Source organism: Thalassotalea euphylliae (assembly GCF_042682785.1).
GTDB lineage: Bacteria > Pseudomonadota > Gammaproteobacteria > Enterobacterales > Alteromonadaceae > Thalassotalea_F > Thalassotalea_F euphylliae.
Genome location: NZ_JBHUIB010000003.1, coordinates 364166 through 386490, shown reverse-complemented (window position 1 = coordinate 386490; position 22325 = coordinate 364166). Strand labels below are relative to the sequence as shown.

Below are 22325 nucleotides of genomic sequence, written 5' to 3'. Positions count from 1 at the left end.
GCTTTATTTTCTTATACTGAGAATGGGTATGCTATGGGGTCATGGTGTTGATACCCCTCAACGTTGAAGTCATCCATGGTTACCCATGTTTCCAAATCTTCTAATGTTTTGATATCCGGGTTGATGATTAATTTTGGTGCAGGAAACGGCTCTCTTTTAAGCTGCACGTTTTTCATTAAATCCAATTGATCTTCATAAATATGGGCGTTAACTATCTTGTGATATGCCATCCCCGCTTTATGACCTGTAATTTGAGCGACTAACGCCAACAGCACAAATACTTGAATTTGATTAAAGTTCAACCCCAGCGGTACGTCACATGAACGCTGGTAACTGGTCAGATACAAAGTATCACCCAACAACGAGAAGTTGTGCGTGTGCATGCAAGGTCGTAAGCACCCCATGTGAAATTCACCAGGGTTGTAGAACGACAAGATTTCACCACGGTCATCAATGCCATTTTTTAAATCATCAACAAGCTTGCGTAGTTGGTCGACAGAGCCACCATCAGGTTTTGTCCAGCCACGGCCTTGGACACCGTAAACTCTGCCCATATCATCTTCACCTTTACGGTGAGGATTGTTTAACCAAGCGTCATTGTCATTGGCATTGGCATTCCAAGTGTTGCAGCCAATAGCGCGAAAATCAGCCGCGTTGTCATAACCACGCAAATAACCTAACAATTCAGCAATAGCAGCCTTCCAGAAGCTTTTACGTGTGGTTATTAACGGAAATTCATTATTCGCTACGTCATAACGCAACTCGGCATCAATCACGGTTAAGCAGCGCTTACCTGTGCGCTTATTATCTACCCAAACGCCCTCATCAACGATGCGTTGGCAAAGATCTAAATACTGTCTCATTTTGTTGCTCCATTAATGGCTGCTCGAGCTTGTAAATTGTGACCAATAACAATAATGGCAATACCTGCCAACACCATAGGTACACTTAAAATCATTCCTTGCGTAATGTGCGCAAAAATAAATCCAAGGTGTGCGTCTGGCTCCCGGAAAAACTCGATGAATATCCTAAATACGCCATAGCCAATCAAGAAAGCACCCGATGCTAAACCTAGCGTTCTAGGCTTTCTCATGATCCAATACAATATGGCAAATAACACGACGCCCTCTAGTGCGAATTCGTATAACTGTGACGGATGGCGAGGTAATGCTAATGGGTCATTGGGAAAGATGACAGCCCATGGTACGTCAGTTTCTCTGCCCCAAAGTTCAGCATTAATGAAATTACCAATGCGTCCCATACCGAGCCCTATAGGCACAAGTGGTGCAACGAAGTCGCCTACCGCTAAAAACTGTTTATTCGTTTTACGCGCAAACAAATAGATAGCCGTGATAACCCCTAGCAAACCGCCGTGGAAAGACATTCCACCTTCCCAGATTTTGAATAAATACAAGGGTTCTGCTAGCAAGTATTCAAACTGATAGAACAACACATAGCCAACACGGCCACCGAGGATAACGCCCAAAAAACCATAAAAAAGTAAGTCACTGACTTGTTCGCGAGTCCACTCACCTTTGCTATTGTCAGCGACGCGGTTTGCAATGTATAGCGCAGCAATAAAACCAATAAGATACATTAAGCCGTACCAGCGCACAGCTACTGGCCCAATGCTAAAGATGATAGGGTCTATTTCCGGAAATTGAATAAATTGAGATGTCATTAATCAAGTAGCGCCAGCTTTGCACTAGCGTAATTCGTTGTTAAGTTTTGCCTAAATTATGCCGAATAAAGTGCGGGATTACTAACGATTATTTGTGGCAATTTATAACATTTATGATCTATAAATTTTTTCAAAGCACCATTCGTACAGCAACGAGAATCAAAAACACAGCAAAGCATTTTTTCAGCGTTTTTACGGGTAGTTTGGCCGACAGTTTTACGCCTAATCGAGCAAAAAGAGAACTAGTGAGGCTAATACCAAGCAGCGCAGGTAGATACACATAACCCAGGCTCCACGGAGGCAACTCTTTTTGATCGAGGCCCGTTAAGATATACCCTAATGAGCCAAAAAACGCGATGATTAAGCCACATGCTGTTGCAATACCGATGCTTTGCCGCATTTGTACGCCGAAATAGCTTAAGATAGGGATCAGAATCGCTCCTCCTGCAATTCCCATCAGGCTTGCCATAACGCCTGTGAAAAAGCCCACCCCCTGAAAAACGGGTAAAGACGGCATGCTGCCCGTTTTATCGAAGCGAATAGAAATAAGCATATACGCAGCAAGCACTGAGACAGACATAGCAAAGATATAAGTCAACATAGCACTTGATAATTGGTCCGCTATATTCGCGCCGGCGATAGCACCGCACGCAACAACAATCATAATTTGCCGAGTAAGTTGCCACGGAATATTGCGATTTTTATGATGTGCACGTACCGCTGTTATCGATGTTACGACAATCGTGGCTAAAGATGTCCCTAGAGCTATTGGCATCGCGACTTCTGTCGCAATCCCCATTTGTGGTAATAGGTAGACGAGTGCAGGGACAATAACAAGCCCACCACCGATCCCCAAGAGGCCGGCAAGAAAACCTACAAGCGCCCCTAAAATGAGGCAAGCGACAAAGAAAGTAAAAAGCATGTAATACGTTCAGTAAAACTACATACCAGCGCGAACAAATCCGCCTAGGCCTAACTGTTCTAGCTGTTCGTTTAAATAATTGTGTACTTGTTTTGCAGTAGTAAGTGTTAATGTGTGAGATAACATTACTTTGGCACGTTGCATTTCAACATGCCTTATCACCCACTTTATGCGAGCGATATTGTATGAGTTCATACTCAATTTATCGTATCCCATAGCTAATAATAGCAGAGCACCAGCAGGTTCACTTGCTAATTCACCACATAAGCTTAATGGAACCAGATAGTTAGCCGACTCTTGTGCGATCCAGTTTAAAGCGCGAAGCACAGCTGGGTGGTAGAAGTCGTATAGTTCAGAGACGCGCGCGTTGTTGCGATCAACTGCTAGTAAATACTGGGTTAAATCGTTGCTACCTACTGAGAAAAAATCTACACGTTGTGCCAATTCTTTTAATTGGTAAAGAACACCCGGCACTTCCAGCATAATCCCGATACGAGGCTTCGCTATTTTTTCGTCATGCTCTGTACAGAGCTCATGGTAAGCTTGGTTTATCAAACGCACTGCATCATCAACCTCGGTCACACTGGATATCATAGGTAGCATGATTTCAAGATTATTGTGCCCAATGTTCGCTTGCATCATTGCGCGCACTTGCAGCAAGAATATTTCTGGGTGATCTAACGTAATCCGAATTCCGCGCCATCCCAAAAATGGGTTATCTTCTTGAATAGGAAAATAAGGCAATGCTTTGTCACCGCCAACATCTAAAGTACGCATGGTAACTGCTTGCGTCGGAAAGGCAGCCAAGACCTCTTTATACCAGAGCATTTGTTCATGTTCTGATGGAAAACAACTGCGATTCATAAACGGTATTTCAGTACGATACAGCCCAATACCAACCGCCCCCACTTTCTGTGAGTGCTCAAAGCCAGCACTAAGTCCCGCATTCAAGACCAACTCTATCGCTCTGCCATCTGGTGTTATGGCAGGAAGATTCGCTACCGATTTCACCTTTTCAGAAAGCGCAGTCTCTTCGTGAATTAAGTGCTGATATTCTTGTACAAGCGTAGTGTCAGGTGAAATAAATAAATCACCGCTGTAACCATCCAAAATGGCCTGTTGATGATCGAGTTGATGTAATGGCAGCGAGGCAACGCCCATGGTTGCAGGAAGGCCCATCGCTCTGGCGAGAATAGCGGCATGAGAGTTATTAGAACCACTCAGTGACACTATACCTTTTAACCCGTTATGTTGATATTCCGCAATCATTGATGCGGTCACATCGTTCGCGACAAGTATAAACTCTTCGGGGAGTTTCTCGTTTGCAAGTGAGGTTTGTTGCAAGTTAAACAATACACGATTACCTAGGTCACGAATATCACTTGCTCGCTCGCGCAAATATTGCTCTTCTAGCGCCTCAAACTGACCTGCATAATGGTCTATTACCAGCTTTAAGGCACTTTCAGCGCACCACCCTGCTTTAATTTTTTCTTCAACATCTTTACCAATATTTGCACTATCAAGCAGTTGTTTATAAATCTCGAATATATCGAGACTGTCTTGCGCAACAATACCCGAAAGTTTCATGCTCATCGCTTCAAAGTCAGTACGTGTTTGCACAACCGCTTTACGGAAGCGACTTGACTGTTCCGTACTTGCGTATACTTTCTGTAATGGCAGTTTATTCAAATCGGCTCTTGGTTGAATGACAATCATAGGTGCCATCGCCACCCCTGGCGAACCTGCAATTCCTTTGAGTTGTTTAAAAGGAACCGCGTCGCTGCTTTCGCCCATGTGTTTTTCAGCGGTAGCAAGTACAGTAGCTAACTGCGCAGCAAGTGTTACTAAAAAGGCTTCTTCGTTTTCGCTAAAGTTGCGCCCTTCTTTTTGCTGGATAGACAAAATACCTATCACTTTGCGCTGATGAATAATAGGTGTACCTAAAAAAGCATTTAATGCATCTTCTCGAACTTCGGGGGTATGTTTAAAGTGAGGGTGTAACTTAGCGTCGGCAACGTTGAGTGGCTCTTCTCGTTGACCAACTAGGCCAACTAAGCCTTCATTGAAGCCTATACGAGTTTGACCTAATGAATCTGTCGCTAAACCATCTGACGCCATTAGCAGGAAATGTTGGTGCTGATAATCTGCTAGATACACAGAGCAACAATCGGTAGACATCGCGTGTTTGACTTGTGTAACGAGTTTTTTCAGTGCAGTGTCTAGCTCTGGCTCTTGGCTAAACTCCAACACAATGCGGCGTAAGGTGGTAAGCATGCAATCCCTTTTTACGAAAACAGTATGAAACTGTGTAGAGGTTAACTGCCTTGCATTAAACAAAATCGCTCACCGAAAAGGTAAGCGATTTGGCAACATAATAATAATCAGTTTCTGCGTTTTTTACGGTCATTGCGATGAAATGGCATTGCTACGGAAGCAAATTCTTTCATCACTTTACGATAAACGTCTTTCTTAAAAGATACGACTTGTCGAACCGGATACCAGTAGCTTACCCATCGCCAATCATCAAATTCAGGATGAGACGAATGAAGTAAATTAACAGCAGACTCTTCTGCAACCAGCTTTAGTAAAAACCATTTTTGTTTTTGACCAATACACACCGGTTTACTGTCGTGTCTAATAAATCTTTTCGGTAATTTGTACCTCAGCCAATGCTTGGTAGTAGCAACAATCTTAACGTGCTCAGGTTTTAAACCCACTTCTTCGTATAGCTCACGATAAAGTGTTTTCTCCGCTGATTCGCCTTCGTCAATTCCTCCTTGTGGAAATTGCCATGAATGTTGACCAAACCTTCTTGCCCAAAATACTTGTCCCCTGTCGTTGATTATTACTATGCCGACGTTGGCTCTATAGCCATCGGCATCTATCACAGGAACTCCCAGTAATTTTTCTCAATATGCAAATGATTCTTCCATAAACTTGGGGAGCGAGCAAATAAATCGTAAGATTATTTTTAGCTTTGCTTTTCGTGGGTTAGAATTCGCTCACATCGATAAATTTGTTAATTTTATGATCACCCCTACAGAAAATATTCCAGCCACAGAAGATGAGCTTATTGAAAAAGCGCACGCACTAGCAGGCCAATCCTTGGGAGAAATAGCGAAACAGGCAAACATTGAAGTGCCGGCTAATTTAAATAGAGACAAAGGATGGCCTGGTCTGTTACTGGAATATGTACTTGGTGCAACCGCAGGTTCTAAGCCAGAGCCTGATTTCCCGGAGTTAGGTGTTGAATTAAAAACCATCCCAATTAATGCTCTAGGCAAACCGCTAGAAACCACGTTCGTCTGCGTTGCGCCTCTTGTTGGGCTTACAGGGGTGAATTGGCAAACGAGCCACGTAAAACATAAACTTTCAAAAGTATTGTGGGTTCCAATCGTTGCAGAACGTTCAATTCCCATACCTGAACGTATCGTCGCGACACCATTTTTATGGACTCCCTCCCCTGATGAAGAGCAGCTTTTAGCAAACGACTGGCAAGAACTTACAGATATGATAGTGCTTGGCGACGTTGAGAACATTAGCGGTAAGCATGGTCAAGTCATGCAGTTAAGACCGAAAGCTGCTAACAGCAAAGCACTGACAAATGCCTTTGATAAACATGGCAAACCGTTTAAAACACTGCCAAGAGGTTTTTACTTAAAAATTCCATTTACTCATATGCTAATCAACCGACATTTACGCGTCGGCTAACTTGGCATTGCAACCGATGTCTAACCCTCATATAGTTACAGAGTAGCAACGCTTTTTGCCGGACAACGCGAGTTGAAGTTAACGAAACGGTTTGACCGACATGTCACTATAGTTTTTATTGCAACCATCATTGTGATTATGGCGACGTCGTACTTTACGTTCAATAAAGTCATTCGTGAACATATCAATCATCAACAACAGGCCATAGTGCCGCTACTAACCCTTGTTACGCACGAAATTGTGAGGCCGCTTACAATTTCACATCACATGGCGAATAACTACTTTATTAAAGAAATAGCTAACGCTCCAACAGCAGACAAAAAACAACTTGTCTATTATCTTGAAAGCGTAGCAGCAGCATACGATTTACTCGCATTTATCGCGATAGAAAAGCAAAACCTGATGATAGATTCTGACGGTAAACAAACGTTGCTGTCAGACAAGAAAGCCGAATGGTTTCACCGCCTCAAGGAACTTGAGGGCAATCAATTTGCTGACATTGGTAATGCAGATAACCCACACCTTTATTTCGATATAAAATTAACCGACGAAGAGAACGAGTTTCTGGGCTTTATTGGGGTTGCTGTGGATTTAGACGACTTTGCTGAACGTTTTAGGAAGTTCAAAGACCGATATGGATATGAGTTGTTTGTTGCTGACAGTAATAATGATATCACCCTGACCTCACACGCTTTAATGAAAACGGGCAGTCACCACCGTCGTGACGAAATAGTGAATTTGAGCGCGCTGCCTTGGTTTGACTCATACCAAAATAGCAGTAATGAAGAACATGTCAGTCAAGTCACCGATACCACTGGTAATCAATATATCGTTAGCAAAGTGGCAATTCCGGAATTGAATTGGAACCTCTTTTTAGTCGCGCCGCCTAATTATCAGCAAAGCGCTTATTGGCAGCAATTTGCTAGTAAAGCCCTCATCATCTTGCTTGTTTCTTTTGCACTCTACTTCGCGTTTGATTACACCATCAATTTATTTAAGTCGAATCTAGTGAAGGACTCTGAGACTGACTTTTTGACGCAACTGCCAAATCGCAGCTACTTGAACTGGAAAATTGAAGAGCTCCGTAATAAGCACGACGCTGTTGCCGTTGTCATAGCCGATATCGACAAGTTCAAAGCAATTAACGACAAGTATGGCCATTTGGTCGGTGACGAAGTGTTAAAAGTTATCGCTAAAAACTTGGCCGACTCGCTAAGAAAAATCGATGTGGTCGCACGTTGGGGAGGCGAAGAATTTATTATGATTCTACCTGATACCGAATGCGAGCATGCCTGCGCTATTACGGAGCGAATACGCCAATCTATTGAGCAACAAGATATTGAGTTAACCAGTGCAAGTGATGTACTCAATGTTACCGTAAGTTTTGGTGTAGCAATGGGGAACTTGTCAGAAGAATCTCTAAATGATGTGATACAGCGAGCAGACTACGCGCTGTATCAAGCAAAATCTAAAGGGCGAAATCAGGTTATTCGCTACAACGAAAGCTAATTAGATAGCTGAAAGCGCCTTTATTGAGACAGTTTGACCAAACGTCACTGTTTTCCCAGCTTCCACCTGTTGCCACTCCGTGTTAGCGGCTTCTAAACAAACATACTCATTTTCACCACCTAAGTGGATATCCTGCATTGTCGCGGCAATTTCTTTACCAGGATTCCAAAGCACCCATTGGTTGACATGTTCAGGCGTCAATACAATTTGGCGTTTATATGCCTTGTCCGAAATCACCATTTCATCCTTGGAATGATAAACGCGATCAATAGGGCCAACACAATTCTTCAAGACATCTTGCTGTTGTTTTTGCCTGCTCAACTTGCAGTCAAAAGGCACATTATCAAGTGTTGCAACCGTCACCTGGCTTGGGTGCCCTGTTGCAAAATAGCTATGTAGCGCGCCAGTATATTCGAACGAGTCTTTACCTAGGTTTTTGACAATTAAGCGTTGTGAGAACTGTTTACCAAAGAATAATTGCTGAACCACTTTAGCCTTGTAAGGCCAGTGTGGATGCACATTTTCCCCTTGCCAAGACAGTTCAACGTTAACGCCTAACTCGTCTGCAGATATTTCATCTAAATGCCACTGACTTTGCCTTGCAAACCCATGGTTACCGGCGTCTTTGTATGGACCAAACCATGGCCAGCACAAAGGAACTCCGCCACGAATAGCCTTGCCTTCTTGATAAGCAGTCTCGCTAGATAACCAGAAGACTTCATCCTCATTTAAGGGTTGCCAGCTCAGCACATGGCCGCCGTATAGGCTGAGCCGCGCTTTGCAATTGTGGTGAGCAATGTCTAATTGCTCTAACGCTTCACCCAAAGGTGCTTTCATCACCTCTGCGTAGGCATTTTCGAAAATTAGATTCATGGTTTATTTAACCGTCACATGTGGAGAACGTTTCACTACCTCATCATTTAATTCAATACCAATACCCGGCGATTCTGACACTTCAAATGTACCATTAACCGGTTGTGGGTCTTGAATACATAGCTCACGATTCCATGCTTTTATTGCATAAGTATGATGCTCATGAATTAAAAAGTTAGGAATGGCCGTTTCAAGATGCAAAGAAGCTGCTGTAGCTACAGGGCCACCGCATACGTGAGCTTGAACGCGAATGTCGTATACATCTGCATAATCACACACTTTTTTCGCTTCAGTGAAGCCGCCACACAAGCCCACATCAGGCTGCAAGACATCAATACTTTGATCTTCAAAGTACTCACGAACATCCCAGCGATGATACAAACGCTCGCCACCAGCAATAGGTACATCAACACGATCAGACACTTTTTTGTGTACCTTTGAATTCAAGTAATTCACCGGCTCTTCGTACATCATGCAATCGACTTCCTCGATAACTTTGCCCATCTGAATGGCAGATGCTGCGCCCATTAAAGAGTGTGATTCAAAGATAATATCGACATCTGGCCCAACAGCGTCACGAATCGCGCGCAAACGATCGCCAAACAAACGCATTTGAGGACGTGTAAATAACTTGGTTCGATCGAATGAAGATTCACCATTAGCGTCATAGACGATTGGATCCACTTTCACCGCATCATAACCTTCTGCAACAGCCTTTAATGCTGCTTCAGCGTATTCTTGAGGCTCAATCAGCTTTTTACATTCTTTGTCCCAGTCAAACTGCAACTGGCTCGCATAGGTGCGAAGTTTTTCGTTAGTTTTACCACCCAACAGCTGATATACAGGCAAGCCTAATGCTTTACCTTTGATATCCCACAACGCCGTATCAATAGCGCTCATCGCAGCATAAAGTACTGGTCCGCCACCTAACCCCCAGAAGCTTTCACGTAACATTCGTGACCAAAGAAGTTCAGTTTTGAACGGGTCAAAACCAATAAGAACAGCCTCAGCGATTTCTTTCACCATTGCAGCCGCTGCGCTGTGTCCCCAATCATAGGCTAGACCAGCTTCACCGACCCCATGAATGCCTTCATCAGTATGTATACGCACGAAAACAGGGTTCCATGGTGGGCGTTCTGGACAGTGAATATCAAATATTTCGACGTGAGTAATTTTCATAGTCTTTCTCTTAATTTTTACGCTACATTCGCTACAAATTATTCAGCGAATGTAGGATCTAAACGATAAATACGACGCAACATAGCAGGCCAAGATTTTTGGCCACCTGTTAATCCTGTATGAACAACATTTGCTTGTGCTTTAATGCCATCAACAATAGATTGTTCAACCTCTATAATCTCTGCACCAGTTGCTTGTACTTGGAGTTGGACCTGACAGGCTCTCGTCAAGTCATACATATGCATAAAGGCGTCACCAATCGTTTTACCACAGGTTAGTCCACCATGATTTCGCAATAACATAAAGTTAGCATTACCTAAATCAGATTGAAGGCGCGCTTTTTCATCTTCATTAACTGCAAGCCCCTCGTAACCGTGATAGCTCATTGAAGCCAACGCAAAAGCAGAGTATTGGCTAAGCGGCAAAAGCCCTTCTTTTAATGTTGCCACTGAAATAAGTTCGTTCGTGTGTAAATGCATAACACACATTGCATCATGCCTTGCTTCGTGAACAGCACTATGAATCGTAAAGCCGGCAGGGTTAATCTCGAACGGGCAGTCTTGATCTAAGATATTCCCTTCAAGGTCAATCTTAACGAGATTGGACGCGGTAATTTCGTCAAATGCCAAACCAAATGCGTTGATCAAGAACTCATCGGTATCGGGTATGCGTGCGGAAATATGAGTGTAAATTAAGTCATCCCAGCCATGCAGGTAAGCGAGGCGATAACATGCAGCGAGGTCAACTCTCGTTTGCCACTCTGCTTCAGAGACTTTATCTTTTAGATTTAATTTGGGTAATTCAAACATAGAAACGTTCCATGAAATGCGTAGCGCCACTTTATCGCACGGCGCCCTTTAGTTAAAGAGTTGAATAGGCTAAGTTATTATAGTTTTTAATAAGCTTATTTTACCGCTATGTGCATTTTATTTATTGCGTTGAATCAACACCCTGAATACCCATTGATTCTTTGCGCAAATCGTGACGAATTTCGTGCAAGAAAAACTCAACAAATGCATTGGTGGTCAAATAAGAACCTGCTTGCTGGCAAAGACATGCAAGCAGGTGGCAGTTGGCTAACAGTTACCCCTGACGGCGATATAGCAGCCCTCACTAATATTCGGGAGCCGCAAAAAGCTGACAATACATTGCGAAGTCGTGGCGAACTCGTGCTAAAAGTAAACAAGCTTTCAGCCAGTGCACTGGCAACTGACCTAACGTCAAATCGACATCACTATCAAGGCTTTAATTTAATCTACTCAAAAGACAATGCCTTTACATGTTTCAACAGTCGTCAAAACCAGTTTATTAAGTTTACTGACGGTATTCATAGTGTTTGTAATGGTGCGCTTGACGACGAATGGCCCAAAATGGCAAAAGGGAAAAAGGCACTAGAGTCCTATATTTGTGAGCAACCTGACATTAACCACAGTGCGCTGCTCAACTTGTTAAAAGACACCAGACAAGCCCCCGATGAACTCCTACCCAGTACCGGTGTTCCGATAGATTGGGAGAGACGACTAAGCAGTATATTTATTCTTGGCGAAGAGTACGGTACGCGGTCGAGCTGCATTGTAACGAGGGATAAGAGAGGAAAAATTAACGTCACAGAAGCCAACTATAATGCCAATGCTGAGCTTGTAAATACTGTTGAATTTTCATGGCTACAAGGTGACAGGCTTCTGTAGTTAGCGTTTAGAAGTCACCCGCTACCCTTTTAGCCCACAAGTTGATTGATGATGGCAATGACCAATGACCCCATCACTAAAAAGATAATAATTTTACTGTATTTCCCCTGTTCTTCTGACGTTAATGGCTTGCCATACTTCTCACCAAAAAACACCATCAAACCGATCCCAAGAAATACGCACGCTAAAATTACCAGCAAGGCCATAAAGTTACTCCTGCGACTGCCAAAAAAGTAGGCTTTTGTTCAATTTAATCAACATTTTTCTGTAAAAATACCAATAATTGTTTACCATAGTCAAAGTGCAAATGGTTAGGAAATATTGCCAATGATGCAAAGCGATGAATTCAAACAAAAAAGACGTTTTATCATAAGCTTAGGCAAAGCATTACATAAATTTGGTACAAACTCTTTTCGGTCGGAAGCCCATTTGCAAAGTGTCGCTCAATTTCTCGATATAAAAGCATCATTTATTATCACTCCTACGGCGTTAACCTTCATTTTGATCGATGAAGAGTTAAACGAGCACAATTACATGGTGCGCGTAAAGCCAGGTGATCTAGATCTTGGTTCCTTGGCGCGCACCGACGAACTGGTTGATGAACTTAGCTCCGGTCAACGAACACTTGAAGAAGCTACCGAGCGTCTAGAAGAAATCTACGACAAGCCGAATCCTTATGGCAAACTCATCTCATTTTTTGCATTTGGCGCATCAAGTGGGGCTTTTGCCATGCTTATGCACACTAGCTGGAATGATGTATTTTGGGCAACCTTGCTCGGCTTTGTTGTGGCAATATTCGTATTTTGGGCTGGCCGTTCCAAACGTGTCACTGAAATGCTAGAGCCACTAGCAGCCTTGGTGTGTGCGTTGCTCGCTTCTGCAATCACAAATTATGACCATCACATCAACATGCCGATTGTCATCCTTTCCGCCATTATTGTCTTTATCCCCGGTTTGTCATTGACTCTAGGCTTATCCGAGCTCGCAGCAAGGCACTTAGTGTCAGGAACAGCGCGCGTGATGGACGCTATTATGGTGCTATTTAAACTGTACTTTGGTGCTGCGCTAGGCATTGCACTTGGCACTTTGTTTTGGGGAATTGGCACGTTCGAACAACCAGAGACAACTCCTCAGTGGACATCATGGGCGGCAGTAACCATTTTATCGATTAGCCTAGTTATTTTATTCCAAGTCCGTAAGAAAGATGCGCCTTGGGGTGTCATTTCAGGTTATGTCGCATACGGGGCAACCTTGTTAGCAACGCCTTATTTGGGTGTTGCGCTCGGCGCATTTGCAGGTGCATTTGCATTAGGCGTATATAGTAATTTATTCTCTCGTGTAATGAATCTGCCAAGTAGTATTGTTTTGCTGCTTGGATTGGTTGTATTGGTACCAGGCAGTAAGGTTTACATAGGTTTAAATACCGCAGTCTCAGGCCAGAATATGCTAAACGCAACCGATATAGGTTCTCAAACATTTTTAATCTTTATGTCGTTAGTTGCGGGGTTAATTTTTGCCAACGTCGCTGTACGCTCTCGGAAAACCTTGTAACTGTTAATCACTGAACAATGACAACAAAAACTAAAACAAGCTATCACCATGGTGACCTTCGCCCTACTTTGCTTATCGCCGCAACTGAAATGGTTAATGAAGGTGGCGTAGAAGCGTTGTCGCTGAGAAAGCTGGCAGAGAAAGTAGGCGTTTCTCGCACAGCAACCTATCATCACTTCAAAGATAAGCATGACTTGTTATGTGCAGTAGCAGCCCAAGGCTTTGCTAACTGGCAAGATATTGAACAAGCAATATTTAACGACTGCTCGCTATCAACACACGAGCGTTATCGAAAGTTTGTCTTCCAATATATTGAGTTTGCTGCAAAAAACCCTGCATTATATGACTTAATGTTTGGCTCTACCTTGTGGAAAGACGGCAAGTCGAATAAAAACCTACGAGACGTTGCTTACCCTGCTTTTCAACATCAAGTTGATATGACAAAGGCATGGCAAGAAAACGGCATTCTGCCTCGTTCAGAAAACACGTTGCGATTAGCGCAAGTAACGTGGGGCACCATGCATGGCATAGCTCGCCTTTTAATTGATGGCATTTACGCCGACGCATCAAGTGTTGAAGAAATGTGTGAATGTGCGGTCAACTTATTTTTAAATGCCGAAAAAACTGCGTAAAAATTCTGCTCCGTAATGCTTGTCTTACATAAATGCGCAAGCAAATGTTAATATTTTGTTAACATTGATAGTATCAAGAGCATATTGGGTTTACTATCTAGCCATAGAAATTCAATAGAGCACTTCATGAAATATTCTCTATATGCCGCCATATGCACTTCGCTGCTGCTTAGCGCCTGTCAATCAACAACTGAAACATCACAGCTAGACGCACAGCGTGAGAAGTCTACAGCTAATACCAACATGCAAAAGACTAAACTCGCTTCTGGTATCGATGTATCCAATATGGATTTGACCGTTAGACCACAAGATAATTTTTACCGTTACGTTAACGGTGGGTGGTTAAAAACAAACGAAATCCCTTCAGATAAAACCACAATAGGCTCTTTTTACGACTTACGGGATGACGCTGACAGGCAAGTACGCGCCATCATAGAAGAGTTAGCTGAAACGCCAAACCTTATTGTAGGAAGTGATGAGCAGAAAGTTGCTGATTTGTTTCGTTCATTCATGGACACAAAAACACGTGACCAATTAGGTATAACACCTATCAAGCCAATACTGGCTGAAATTGAAACGATTAATACAAAATCTGAATTAATGGCGTTTTTTGGAAAATACCAATCTATCGGTATTACCAGCCCAATGTATTTATACATCAGTGTTGATGCTAAAGATTCTAGTCGTTATGCCACACATGTCTGGCAAGGTGGCTTAGGTTTGCCAGACAAAGACTACTATTTGAATCAAGACAAACGCTTTGTAGACATTCGTGCACGCTACCTTGCGCACATTGAAAAAATGTTTTCACTCGTCGGTATTGAAAGTGGAAAAAAAGCAGCGAAAAATATTCTAGCCATTGAAACGGCAATGGCTGATAAACACTGGACACGTGTTGAATCTCGAGACAGCGCGAAACGATACAATAAATTCAAAGTGGCAAATCTACCAGTGCTTTCAGCGGGCATTGATTGGAAAAGCTACTTAACTGCTCAAGGGGTCGAGCAACAGTCTGACTTGATTGTTAACCAACCCGACTTTGTTGAAGCACTGGGCAAGGTTGTCGCTGACACCCCATTAACACAATGGAAGCAGTATATAACTTTCCATACACTTAGCGCATATTCTAGCTATTTGACTAGCGAACTAGATGCCGAAAATTTTGCGTTCTTCTCAAAACAACTAAACGGCCTGCAAGAGCAGCGCCCTCAGTGGAAACGCGGTGTTAACATAGTTAACAGTCATTTAGGTGAAGTGATTGGTAAGGTGTATGTTGCCCGTTACTTCAAGCCTGAAGCAAAAGCACGTATGCGTGAGTTAGTTGAAAACCTACGCAACGCATACGGGCATTCAATAGATGAACTTGAGTGGATGTCTGCTGATACCAAGAAAGCCGCTCATGTAAAACTCGCGGCGTTTACCCCCAAAATTGGCTATCCAGATAAATGGGAAGATTACTCAAGTTTAGACATTAATCGTAACGACTTAGTGGGCAATCTTATACGCTCTGGCAAAGTCGCTCATCAGAAGGAAGTCGCCAAACTTGGTGGACCTATTCGAAAGTGGGAATGGGGTATGACACCTCAAACGGTTAACGCCTATTACAACCCAACTGTAAACGAAATCGTTTTTCCTGCTGCTATTTTACAACCTCCATTTTTCAATATGGCAGCTGATGATGCGGTTAATTATGGCGGTATAGGCGCAGTAATCGGCCATGAAATGGGTCACGGTTTTGATGACCAGGGTAGTCGCTACGACGCTGATGGTAACCTGCGTAATTGGTGGACTGAGCAAGATTTGGCGGAATTTAAAAAGCGTGCTGCCAATCTAGTGGCTCAGTATGACAATTACAAAGTTTTTGACGACCTAAGTGTGAATGGTCAGCTTACGCTGGGTGAAAATATTGGTGACTTGTCAGGCTTAACGATTGCCTACAAAGCCTATAAAGCATCACTTAATGGCAAAGAAGCTCCTGTCATTGAGGGGCTTACCGGTGATCAACGTTTCTTTATCGGATTTGCCCAAATATGGCGTGCAAAATATGTGGAAAAAGCCCTACGTAATCGCGTAGCGACGGACCCACATTCTCCGTCAGAGTTTCGTGCTATTGGCTCTCTGTCAAATATGGATGAGTTTTACGACGCATTTGATGTCAAAGAAGGCGACAAAATGTATCTGCCACCAGAGCAGCGCGTCAAAATCTGGTAACCCCTTTACGTGCTATCAGCAAGCGCTAAAGATCAGCAGCCTTCGGGCTGCTTTTTTTATGATTAATTTGATACTAAGACAGTATCGATAACATGTACAACGCCATTTGAAGCAACGATATCTGTCTTAACGACAGTTGCGTTACCAACCATCACGTTATTGCCATTTACCGCTATATCCAGTGTTTTACCACTGAGTGACTGCGCTGTCCCCAAAGTCACAACCTCATTCGCCATCACCTCACCTTCGACGACATGGCGCGACAATAACGCCACGAGCTGCTCTTTATTTTCAGGCTTTAATAAATGGTCCAGTGTACCTGCTGGCAACTTAGCAAATGCTTCGTTATTCGGTGCAAATAGAGTGTATGGTCCATCAGTTCTGAGCGCATCAACCATACCTGCGGCATGAATAACCTGAACTAACGTGGTGAGTCCTTGTTCGCGTATTAATCGCTCTTTAGCGTTTGGCGTGTATTCAAACTTCGCGTTATTTGCGGGCCCTGCTGCAACAGCCATATCTGAAACCAACACAAACGACAATATCGCTGAAATAAGGGCGGCATTAAACAGTTTCATCATCATCACCTTTTCATCAAATAAAGCAGGTTCCCTGCGCTATCTGTTCATACAGCCTCCGGCGATTGAGAGATCAATAGTTACAAAAAAACGGCTATTGCAGCCGTTTTTTTCGTTAGTTTTTACGTCCTATTTAGCTGCTTTGTTAAAAGCAGCAACTGCATCCCTGAATGCTTGTCCCTCTTTTTTATCTGCTTCAGCCAATAGTTTTTCTATCGACTCAAACTGTTTCAGACTGGTGTTGTTTGGTGGACCTTCAGAAGACTCAGCCATATTGTGCAACCAAGTGATCTTTGAGAACAACTTCGCAGGCTGGTTAATAATTTCAGCAAGTGTGCGACCAAACGGAATATAAACCGCTTTGTATTCTTCAAACGCTGCATTGACTGCATCAGCTTTTGCTTTTAGGTTTGAATTTTTCTCTGCTGCCGCATTCACTTCTTTTTGCTGAGCCATTGCCGCTAAAATTTTATTCGAATACTGATTAGATACATCATACATCTCCATCCAGTAATCGTATTTAGCATCAATTTGCTCTTGCGTGTAGGTCTCATTTGGGTTGATGTTCAGCGTAAAATCACTGGTTTGCACATCACCATCCACTTCCAGTTTCGCGGTGTAAACTCCAGGTTTTGCAATAGGCGCAACTTTCAACAACGGCGCCTGCGTCCAACGCATATCCCAAATGAATTTGTTTAAGCCATTGTTAAACGAGTTGTCATTAGCACTTCGCACCTTCAGTTTCATATCCTCTTTGCTGTAGGTACGCACAACCTTGCCTTCATCATTTAAAATAGTCAGGCTAATATCTTTTGGCTCTTTGGCCAGTTCAAAGTAAATCTTTACACCGCGAGGTTTAGCTTCACCAGTTGTGATCCATTCACGTTGTTTTTCACCATTGATATCGCCAAGCTCGTAATACTGCATATTACCGTATTGGTTTTTTACAAAGTACTTTTTCATACCAGCAGGATCGCCACCGGGTGCATAATCCAGCCACCACGTATAACCAAAGCGAGTATGGTCTTGCACATCAAATAAAGTAGCTGGTTTAGTTCCTCGTAAAGCGTCATTTCTCAGTGGTGTGATATCGTCCATAATAAAGAAACCACGACCATTTGTGGCAATTACCAGATCATTGCCTTTTACTTCAAGATCCATCACTGGTGTTGCAGGTAAGGTTAATCCTAAGTCTTTCCAGCTTTGACCATCATCCATTGACACATAGACGCCTGTTTCAGTGCCCGCGTATAGCAAACCTTTAACTTTGGTGTCTTCGCGAACCGTACGAATGGTTTGATCTTGCGGAAAATTAGCACTTAAATTAGTCCACGTTTCGCCGTAATCAGTCGTTTTGTATAAATAAGGTTTGTAGTCGTTTGTTGTGTTGTAGTTAGACAATGCCACATACGCGGTGCCAGGGTCGTAATGCGACGGCTCAATTTCTCGAACATGTGAATACTTCGGTAAGCCTGGAATGGTGACATTTTTCCAGTCTTCGCCATCATTCTGAGTAATATAAATTAATCCATCGTCAGAGCCTGTCCAAATCATACCTTTATTGAGCGGTGATTCAGCTATACGCGCAATGGTCGAATATACTTCTTGACCAAAGTATTCAGGAAGCCAAGGTGTACCTGTGATTTGCTGCTTGTCTTCATAATCGTTTGTTAAATCGCCACTAATTTGTGTCCATGTTTGGCCTTCATCCATTGATTTGAAAACAACGTTGGCCCCAAGGTAAATCGCATCATGATCATGTTCTGAAATAAACCAAGAGGTATCCCATTGGTGTCGTGTTTCCATCTCAGCGGCACCACGCCCAAAAATAGGGTCGGGTAAAACACTTCTTAATTCCGTTTGACTGGTTTTAATATTGTGTTTTGTGAAAGGAGAACCACCACCGGTTGGTTGGCCTGATGAGATCAAAAACACACTGTTGTTATCATCTGGATCTGGAATTGCCGATGAAGTTTCTCCGTTTCCTAGCACCAGACCTACATCTTGTGGAATACCACCCAATCGGTGAGCACTAGGTATTTTAAATACTAAGCTATCTTGCGAGCTTGCATAAACGTTATACGGAAACTCGTTGTCTGTGTTTACACGATAGAATTGCACATTCTTTTGTGTGTATTGAGTAGACCACGTCATACCGCCATTTAATGTCACACCAACACCGCCATCACTGGTGCGGATCATACGATTGGCGTCTTCTGGATCAATCCAAACATCGTGGAAATCATCTTTAATACCTGGCTCAACACGCCACGTTTTACCCGCATCTTGAGACGAGAATGTACGGTTGTTTGGCGACCATATTTCATCAGCGTTACCTGGGTTGGCAATGATATGGCTGTAATAGAACGGACGACCGATAACTTGGAAGAAATCTGAGCGGAATTCCCAGTTTGCGCCGTTGTCCTCTGAGACGTAAACACCACCTTTGGTTTCATTATCAGCTAAAATATAAACACGGTTTGGGTTAGCTGCCGACATGGTAATACCAATACGACCATATTGACCTTCAGGTAAACCTGGATTTCTAGAGATATCGTTCCATGTTTTGCCACCATCGGTTGAGTGCATCAAGGCACTTCCTGGACCACCTGTTTTAGGTCCCCACGCTTTGCGCTCGAATTCCCACACAGAAGCAAATAATTCATTAGGGTTAGATGGATTCAATACTAAATCGATAACACCTGTCGTTTCGCTTTTATATAACACTTGCTCCCAATTCTTACCGCCATCCGTGGTTTTAAATACACCACCATCTTTAGTCGGCCCAAATGCAGAACCAAAGCCGCTAACATAAACCGTGTTATCGTCATCAGGGTGAATTAATACTTGTGAGATATGCTTGGTATTTTTTAAGCCGATGTGCGTCCACGTTTTACCTGCATCAGTAGTTTTATAAACACCATCTCCCCAGGATACATTGTTACGCATTTGCGGTTCACCAGTACCTGCGTACATCACATCTGGGTTTGTTTGACTAATTGCCAGTGACCCCATTGAACCAGCGCCAAATTGACCATCACCCAATGGCTCCCACGTGTCGCCCGCATCAGTAGTCACCCAAAGGCCAGAGTTAGCTGCATGATAAAAAACATTTTTGTTGGTCGGGTGCCCTTTTACATCAGAACCACGTAAGCCTGTCATAGGGCCAATATGTCGCCATTTCATCGCAGTTAGGTCGTATGGCCTTTGTTCAGGAAATGCTACACGCGGAATTTGCTTTTGCGTATTCTTGGCCACATTAGCACTTTTGCTGGTATCTGTTGTTGTGCTGCCACACGATACAACACTTGCCGCCGTAAAAAGCGCAATCGAGAGCTTAGATAACACTGATTTGTTCATATTATTTCCTTTAATAGACAAACTTCGTCTTTGAATACGTGTAAATACTTAACAGCCAACTCACTCAGGATAGGAGCTTCACTCTAAGCAAGATATCGCTATTTTAATTATTGTTTATTGTTCCAATACGAATAGCACACGCTTGAAGATTTTAAAATCAAAAGAACAAAAAACGGACGATAACATATTAAAAATTAAACTATTATGTAGAGAAGTGAAGCTGTATAACTGGCTAACGCTTCCCTTAATTTCGAGCCTCAGTTTGGACACAAGGCTCAATTGAGTTTTTGACGTATTTGAACAGGATTAGTTATGACGCTCAGGAAAATTGCGCCGCTAGCTTTAAGCACATTAATAGTGATGAGCAACTCTGCTATAGCAGAGGAAGCTATTACCTCGCCTACATCAGTTGGACAAACCATCAAAGATAATAAGAAAAAGAAGCCACTGCCGCTAAAACAATATCTTGAGCAAGAATATAACTTTTCCATTACCGCCGATTACAATGCCTACGCTTTGACCTCAGACGATGTTTTCCCGGGTACAGATGAATCAGTATCGTCTGGTGTGTTTCGTTTTATGGGAAAGTGGCAAGCCACTGAAAATGGCAGTTTCAACTTCAAAATAGAACACCGACACGCCTATTCCGACGAACCGCCAAAACTGTATGGTATTACGAATGTGGGTATGGCATCGCTCGCTGGAGCTGCATTTAACGATCAAGGTGGTCGCGTAACCAATATGTATTGGCGGCAAAACTTTGATGACAACAACACAGTCGTATGGGTTGGTTGGATGGATATCACCGACTATATCGACGCCTACGCGCAAGCCAGCCCTTGGACAGACTTTAGCAACCTTGTCTTTTCGACAGGTAGCAATACCATGGCGCTGCCTGATGATGCCGCCTTTGGTGTAGCTGCAGGCACTATGTTATCTGACAGTGTCTATCTGTTAGGAGGCATTACCGACGCCTCAGGCTTTTCTGATACAAACGAGTTTACGGACAATATCGATAAGTTCTGGAATGACAGTAAACACCACAAATCGATAGAACTCGGTCACACCGGCGCTGGCAAAGGCCAAGTGTATTTGAACAATACCCATGTTACCTATTGGCAGCAAGATGGTGGCACAAGGCACGACAACAACGCATCTGGCGATGACAGCGAAGGCGTAAACTTTTCTGCCAGCTATATGCTTGGTAAATGGATGCCCTTTATTCGTGGCGGTATTGCCAATGGGCCAGTCCCCATGCTTGAAAAGTCAATTTCAGTAGGTACGGGTTATTATGGTTTGTTTACTGAGGGCGACATCCTGGGCGTTGCATTTAACTGGGGCAAAGTAAATAAAGAAGCCTTCGGCACAGATAACAGCCAGTACATTAGCCAGATTTATTACAAAGCAATAGTGAACGACTTTATACAACTGATCCCAGATGTACAGTTTGTAAAAGATGGTGCGTTAACCAACGAAAGTAGCCAAGTTATTTTTGGCTTACGCGCAAGGTTTATTCTCTGATATCGTAGATAAAAATATTTAGTTTTGGCACACGTGGCTATATTGATTCAGTGTATCAATAATATATTTATGCTTTTTACTCGCCTTCGCCACGTAAAAGCCAACAAGTGTGGTGTCGACGACATAACTTTGCAAAACTTGTTGCACCGACTCCGGCGCTTCTGACAATAGGTTTTCAGGGATAACTGCGCCAACTACGCGCTTTGCCACTATCATACGTAAGATCTGATCGTAAGAATCGACTTGGCGAGGGATAGCGTTGAGCTCTTTCACCATGTCCACCATATTTGAATCTCGCATAACTGCCACTTCTCTACCGACAAGCGCCTCTTCGTCATCGAAATCCGGGTCAGAGTATGCGAACACATAACTGACAAACACAATGGATTCTGTGTAATCAGCAAAATTATCACGCCCTTCCGTTCTGGCAAGCCCTGCACCAATATCTACCGAGCCTGTCTCAAGGCTTTTCAACAAGCGCGTGATTGATTGCACCGTAAATTGAAAAGACAAACCACTGCGTTCAAGCACACATTGCATTTTCTCACCTACGAGACCTCTTAACTTGCCGTCTTCATAGTAAAACTGGTTACTGGTTGAGCGGTTTACGCCAACAATAACATCCTCGGCACGCACTTGATGACTAAAGTACAAGCATAATATTGCGAACCATATAGCGATGTTTTGGGCTAATACTTTGTACATAAGTCTAGCCACGTCTCCACAAAAGCCTTTTATATCAGTGTAGTAAAGCGAGAGTTATTAGCAAATTGAGTGTATCTCGCCCTCTAATCGCTTTTATCGATTACAATAATCTATTCATTCAATTTTAATAATTAAGAGAGCTCAATTATTATTTCTCCCGTAAGCAAATAACACTGTTTCAAACGGAAACATCATTGGAGAAAA

General features: G+C 43.0%; 19 protein-coding genes. 7 read left to right on the top strand and 12 right to left on the bottom strand.

Annotated features, from left to right (window positions below; translation table 11 throughout):
- Positions 1-11 precede the first annotated feature (11 nt).
- From ACFSJY_RS08960 to rppH, 5 genes are all read right to left on the bottom strand, one after another.
- Complete coding sequence (locus ACFSJY_RS08960; protein ID WP_386033419.1) at positions 12-863, bottom strand: thymidylate synthase; 852 nt, start codon at positions 861-863, stop codon at positions 12-14.
- A complete protein-coding gene (lgt, locus tag ACFSJY_RS08955; protein WP_386033417.1) occupies positions 860-1681 on the bottom strand; it encodes a prolipoprotein diacylglyceryl transferase in 822 nt (273 codons plus the stop codon). Before lgt ends, ACFSJY_RS08960 begins: the two co-directional genes overlap by 4 nt.
- A 130-nt stretch (positions 1682-1811) precedes the next feature.
- Positions 1812-2603, bottom strand: a complete 792-nt coding sequence (locus ACFSJY_RS08950; RefSeq protein WP_386033415.1) for a sulfite exporter TauE/SafE family protein — start codon at positions 2601-2603, stop codon at positions 1812-1814.
- Between the two features lie 18 nt (positions 2604-2621).
- A complete protein-coding gene (ptsP, locus tag ACFSJY_RS08945) occupies positions 2622-4877 on the bottom strand; it encodes a phosphoenolpyruvate--protein phosphotransferase (RefSeq protein WP_386033413.1) in 2256 nt (751 codons plus the stop codon).
- 107 nt (positions 4878-4984) lie between these two features.
- Positions 4985-5491, bottom strand: coding sequence for an RNA pyrophosphohydrolase (gene rppH / locus ACFSJY_RS08940; RefSeq protein WP_386033411.1), 507 nt, complete (start codon positions 5489-5491; stop codon positions 4985-4987).
- 139 nt (positions 5492-5630) lie between these two features.
- Here rppH and mutH point away from each other — a divergent pair, with 139 nt between their 5' ends.
- Together mutH and ACFSJY_RS08930 are read left to right on the top strand one after the other, a co-directional pair.
- A complete protein-coding gene (mutH, locus tag ACFSJY_RS08935) occupies positions 5631-6314 on the top strand; it encodes a DNA mismatch repair endonuclease MutH (protein WP_386033409.1) in 684 nt (227 codons plus the stop codon).
- A 72-nt stretch (positions 6315-6386) separates the two neighbouring features.
- A complete protein-coding gene (locus ACFSJY_RS08930) occupies positions 6387-7823 on the top strand; it encodes a sensor domain-containing diguanylate cyclase (RefSeq protein ID WP_386033407.1) in 1437 nt (478 codons plus the stop codon).
- Here ACFSJY_RS08930 and ACFSJY_RS08925 read toward each other — a convergent pair whose 3' ends face one another.
- From ACFSJY_RS08925 to ACFSJY_RS08915, 3 genes are read right to left on the bottom strand one after another with little or no spacing between them, the layout of a single operon-like run.
- On the bottom strand, positions 7824-8696 hold the full coding sequence (locus ACFSJY_RS08925; protein WP_386033405.1) for a D-hexose-6-phosphate mutarotase: 873 nt from the start codon (positions 8694-8696) through the stop codon (positions 7824-7826).
- A gap of 3 nt (positions 8697-8699) precedes the next feature.
- The gene (locus tag ACFSJY_RS08920) at positions 8700-9875 is read right to left on the bottom strand and encodes a mandelate racemase/muconate lactonizing enzyme family protein (protein WP_386033403.1); all 1176 of its coding nucleotides are present in this window, start codon (positions 9873-9875) and stop codon (positions 8700-8702) included.
- 38 nt (positions 9876-9913) lie between these two features.
- Positions 9914-10684 carry a class II aldolase/adducin family protein gene (locus tag ACFSJY_RS08915; protein WP_386033401.1) on the bottom strand — a complete coding sequence of 257 codons (771 nt, stop codon included), beginning with the start codon at positions 10682-10684 and terminating at the stop codon, positions 9914-9916.
- 108 nt (positions 10685-10792) lie between these two features.
- On the opposite strand from ACFSJY_RS08915, the gene ACFSJY_RS08910 reads away from it, so the two are divergent.
- Positions 10793-11563 carry an NRDE family protein gene (locus ACFSJY_RS08910; protein WP_386033399.1) on the top strand — a complete coding sequence of 257 codons (771 nt, stop codon included), beginning with the start codon at positions 10793-10795 and terminating at the stop codon, positions 11561-11563.
- A 29-nt stretch (positions 11564-11592) separates the two neighbouring features.
- Here ACFSJY_RS08910 and ACFSJY_RS08905 read toward each other — a convergent pair whose 3' ends face one another.
- Positions 11593-11769 (bottom strand): hypothetical protein, encoded by a 177-nt coding sequence (locus ACFSJY_RS08905; protein ID WP_386033397.1) that lies wholly within the window; start codon positions 11767-11769, stop codon positions 11593-11595.
- A 124-nt stretch (positions 11770-11893) separates the two neighbouring features.
- On the opposite strand from ACFSJY_RS08905, the gene ACFSJY_RS08900 reads away from it, so the two are divergent.
- The 3 genes from ACFSJY_RS08900 to ACFSJY_RS08890 all read left to right on the top strand — a co-directional run bounded on the left by ACFSJY_RS08900 (position 11894) and on the right by ACFSJY_RS08890 (position 15957).
- Positions 11894-13114, top strand: coding sequence for a threonine/serine exporter family protein (locus ACFSJY_RS08900; RefSeq protein ID WP_386034995.1), 1221 nt, complete (start codon positions 11894-11896; stop codon positions 13112-13114).
- A 17-nt stretch (positions 13115-13131) separates the two neighbouring features.
- Positions 13132-13746, top strand: coding sequence for a TetR/AcrR family transcriptional regulator (locus ACFSJY_RS08895; protein ID WP_386033395.1), 615 nt, complete (start codon positions 13132-13134; stop codon positions 13744-13746).
- Positions 13747-13872: 126 nt separating this feature from the next.
- Positions 13873-15957, top strand: coding sequence for a M13 family metallopeptidase (locus ACFSJY_RS08890; protein WP_386033393.1), 2085 nt, complete (start codon positions 13873-13875; stop codon positions 15955-15957).
- Positions 15958-16019: 62 nt separating this feature from the next.
- Here the strand turns inward: ACFSJY_RS08890 and ACFSJY_RS08885 are convergent, their stop codons facing one another.
- On the bottom strand, positions 16020-16535 hold the full coding sequence (locus ACFSJY_RS08885) for a fasciclin domain-containing protein (RefSeq protein ID WP_386033391.1): 516 nt from the start codon (positions 16533-16535) through the stop codon (positions 16020-16022).
- A 129-nt stretch (positions 16536-16664) separates the two neighbouring features.
- Positions 16665-19895: a hypothetical protein gene (locus tag ACFSJY_RS08880; RefSeq protein WP_386033389.1), complete on the bottom strand. Its 3231-nt coding sequence runs from the start codon at positions 19893-19895 to the stop codon at positions 16665-16667.
- A 312-nt stretch (positions 19896-20207) separates the two neighbouring features.
- Here ACFSJY_RS08880 and ACFSJY_RS08875 point away from each other — a divergent pair, with 312 nt between their 5' ends.
- Positions 20208-21416, top strand: a complete 1209-nt coding sequence (locus ACFSJY_RS08875; RefSeq protein WP_386033387.1) for a carbohydrate porin — start codon at positions 20208-20210, stop codon at positions 21414-21416.
- Between the two features lie 18 nt (positions 21417-21434).
- Here ACFSJY_RS08875 and ACFSJY_RS08870 read toward each other — a convergent pair whose 3' ends face one another.
- Positions 21435-22121 carry a transporter substrate-binding domain-containing protein gene (locus ACFSJY_RS08870; protein WP_386033385.1) on the bottom strand — a complete coding sequence of 229 codons (687 nt, stop codon included), beginning with the start codon at positions 22119-22121 and terminating at the stop codon, positions 21435-21437.
- Positions 22122-22325: the final 204 nt, after the last annotated feature.

What these genes read in the sequence shown, in the direction of transcription:
- ACFSJY_RS08960 (WP_386033419.1), bottom strand. Translation starts at nt 863, where the DNA reads ATGAGACAGTATTTAGATCTTTGCCAACGCATCGTTGATGAGGGCGTT.
- lgt (WP_386033417.1), bottom strand. Translation starts at nt 1,681, where the DNA reads ATGACATCTCAATTTATTCAATTTCCGGAAATAGACCCTATCATCTTT.
- ACFSJY_RS08950 (WP_386033415.1), bottom strand. Translation starts at nt 2,603, where the DNA reads ATGCTTTTTACTTTCTTTGTCGCTTGCCTCATTTTAGGGGCGCTTGTA.
- ptsP (WP_386033413.1), bottom strand. Translation starts at nt 4,877, where the DNA reads ATGCTTACCACCTTACGCCGCATTGTGTTGGAGTTTAGCCAAGAGCCA.
- mutH (WP_386033409.1), top strand. Translation starts at nt 5,631, where the DNA reads ATGATCACCCCTACAGAAAATATTCCAGCCACAGAAGATGAGCTTATT.
- ACFSJY_RS08925 (WP_386033405.1), bottom strand. Translation starts at nt 8,696, where the DNA reads ATGAATCTAATTTTCGAAAATGCCTACGCAGAGGTGATGAAAGCACCT.
- ACFSJY_RS08920 (WP_386033403.1), bottom strand. Translation starts at nt 9,875, where the DNA reads ATGAAAATTACTCACGTCGAAATATTTGATATTCACTGTCCAGAACGC.
- ACFSJY_RS08915 (WP_386033401.1), bottom strand. Translation starts at nt 10,684, where the DNA reads ATGTTTGAATTACCCAAATTAAATCTAAAAGATAAAGTCTCTGAAGCA.
- ACFSJY_RS08910 (WP_386033399.1), top strand. Translation starts at nt 10,793, where the DNA reads ATGTGCATTTTATTTATTGCGTTGAATCAACACCCTGAATACCCATTG.
- ACFSJY_RS08905 (WP_386033397.1), bottom strand. Translation starts at nt 11,769, where the DNA reads ATGGCCTTGCTGGTAATTTTAGCGTGCGTATTTCTTGGGATCGGTTTG.
- ACFSJY_RS08900 (WP_386034995.1), top strand. Translation starts at nt 11,894, where the DNA reads ATGCAAAGCGATGAATTCAAACAAAAAAGACGTTTTATCATAAGCTTA.
- ACFSJY_RS08895 (WP_386033395.1), top strand. Translation starts at nt 13,132, where the DNA reads ATGACAACAAAAACTAAAACAAGCTATCACCATGGTGACCTTCGCCCT.
- ACFSJY_RS08890 (WP_386033393.1), top strand. Translation starts at nt 13,873, where the DNA reads ATGAAATATTCTCTATATGCCGCCATATGCACTTCGCTGCTGCTTAGC.
- ACFSJY_RS08885 (WP_386033391.1), bottom strand. Translation starts at nt 16,535, where the DNA reads ATGAAACTGTTTAATGCCGCCCTTATTTCAGCGATATTGTCGTTTGTG.
- ACFSJY_RS08880 (WP_386033389.1), bottom strand. Translation starts at nt 19,895, where the DNA reads ATGAACAAATCAGTGTTATCTAAGCTCTCGATTGCGCTTTTTACGGCG.
- ACFSJY_RS08875 (WP_386033387.1), top strand. Translation starts at nt 20,208, where the DNA reads ATGACGCTCAGGAAAATTGCGCCGCTAGCTTTAAGCACATTAATAGTG.
- ACFSJY_RS08870 (WP_386033385.1), bottom strand. Translation starts at nt 22,121, where the DNA reads ATGTACAAAGTATTAGCCCAAAACATCGCTATATGGTTCGCAATATTA.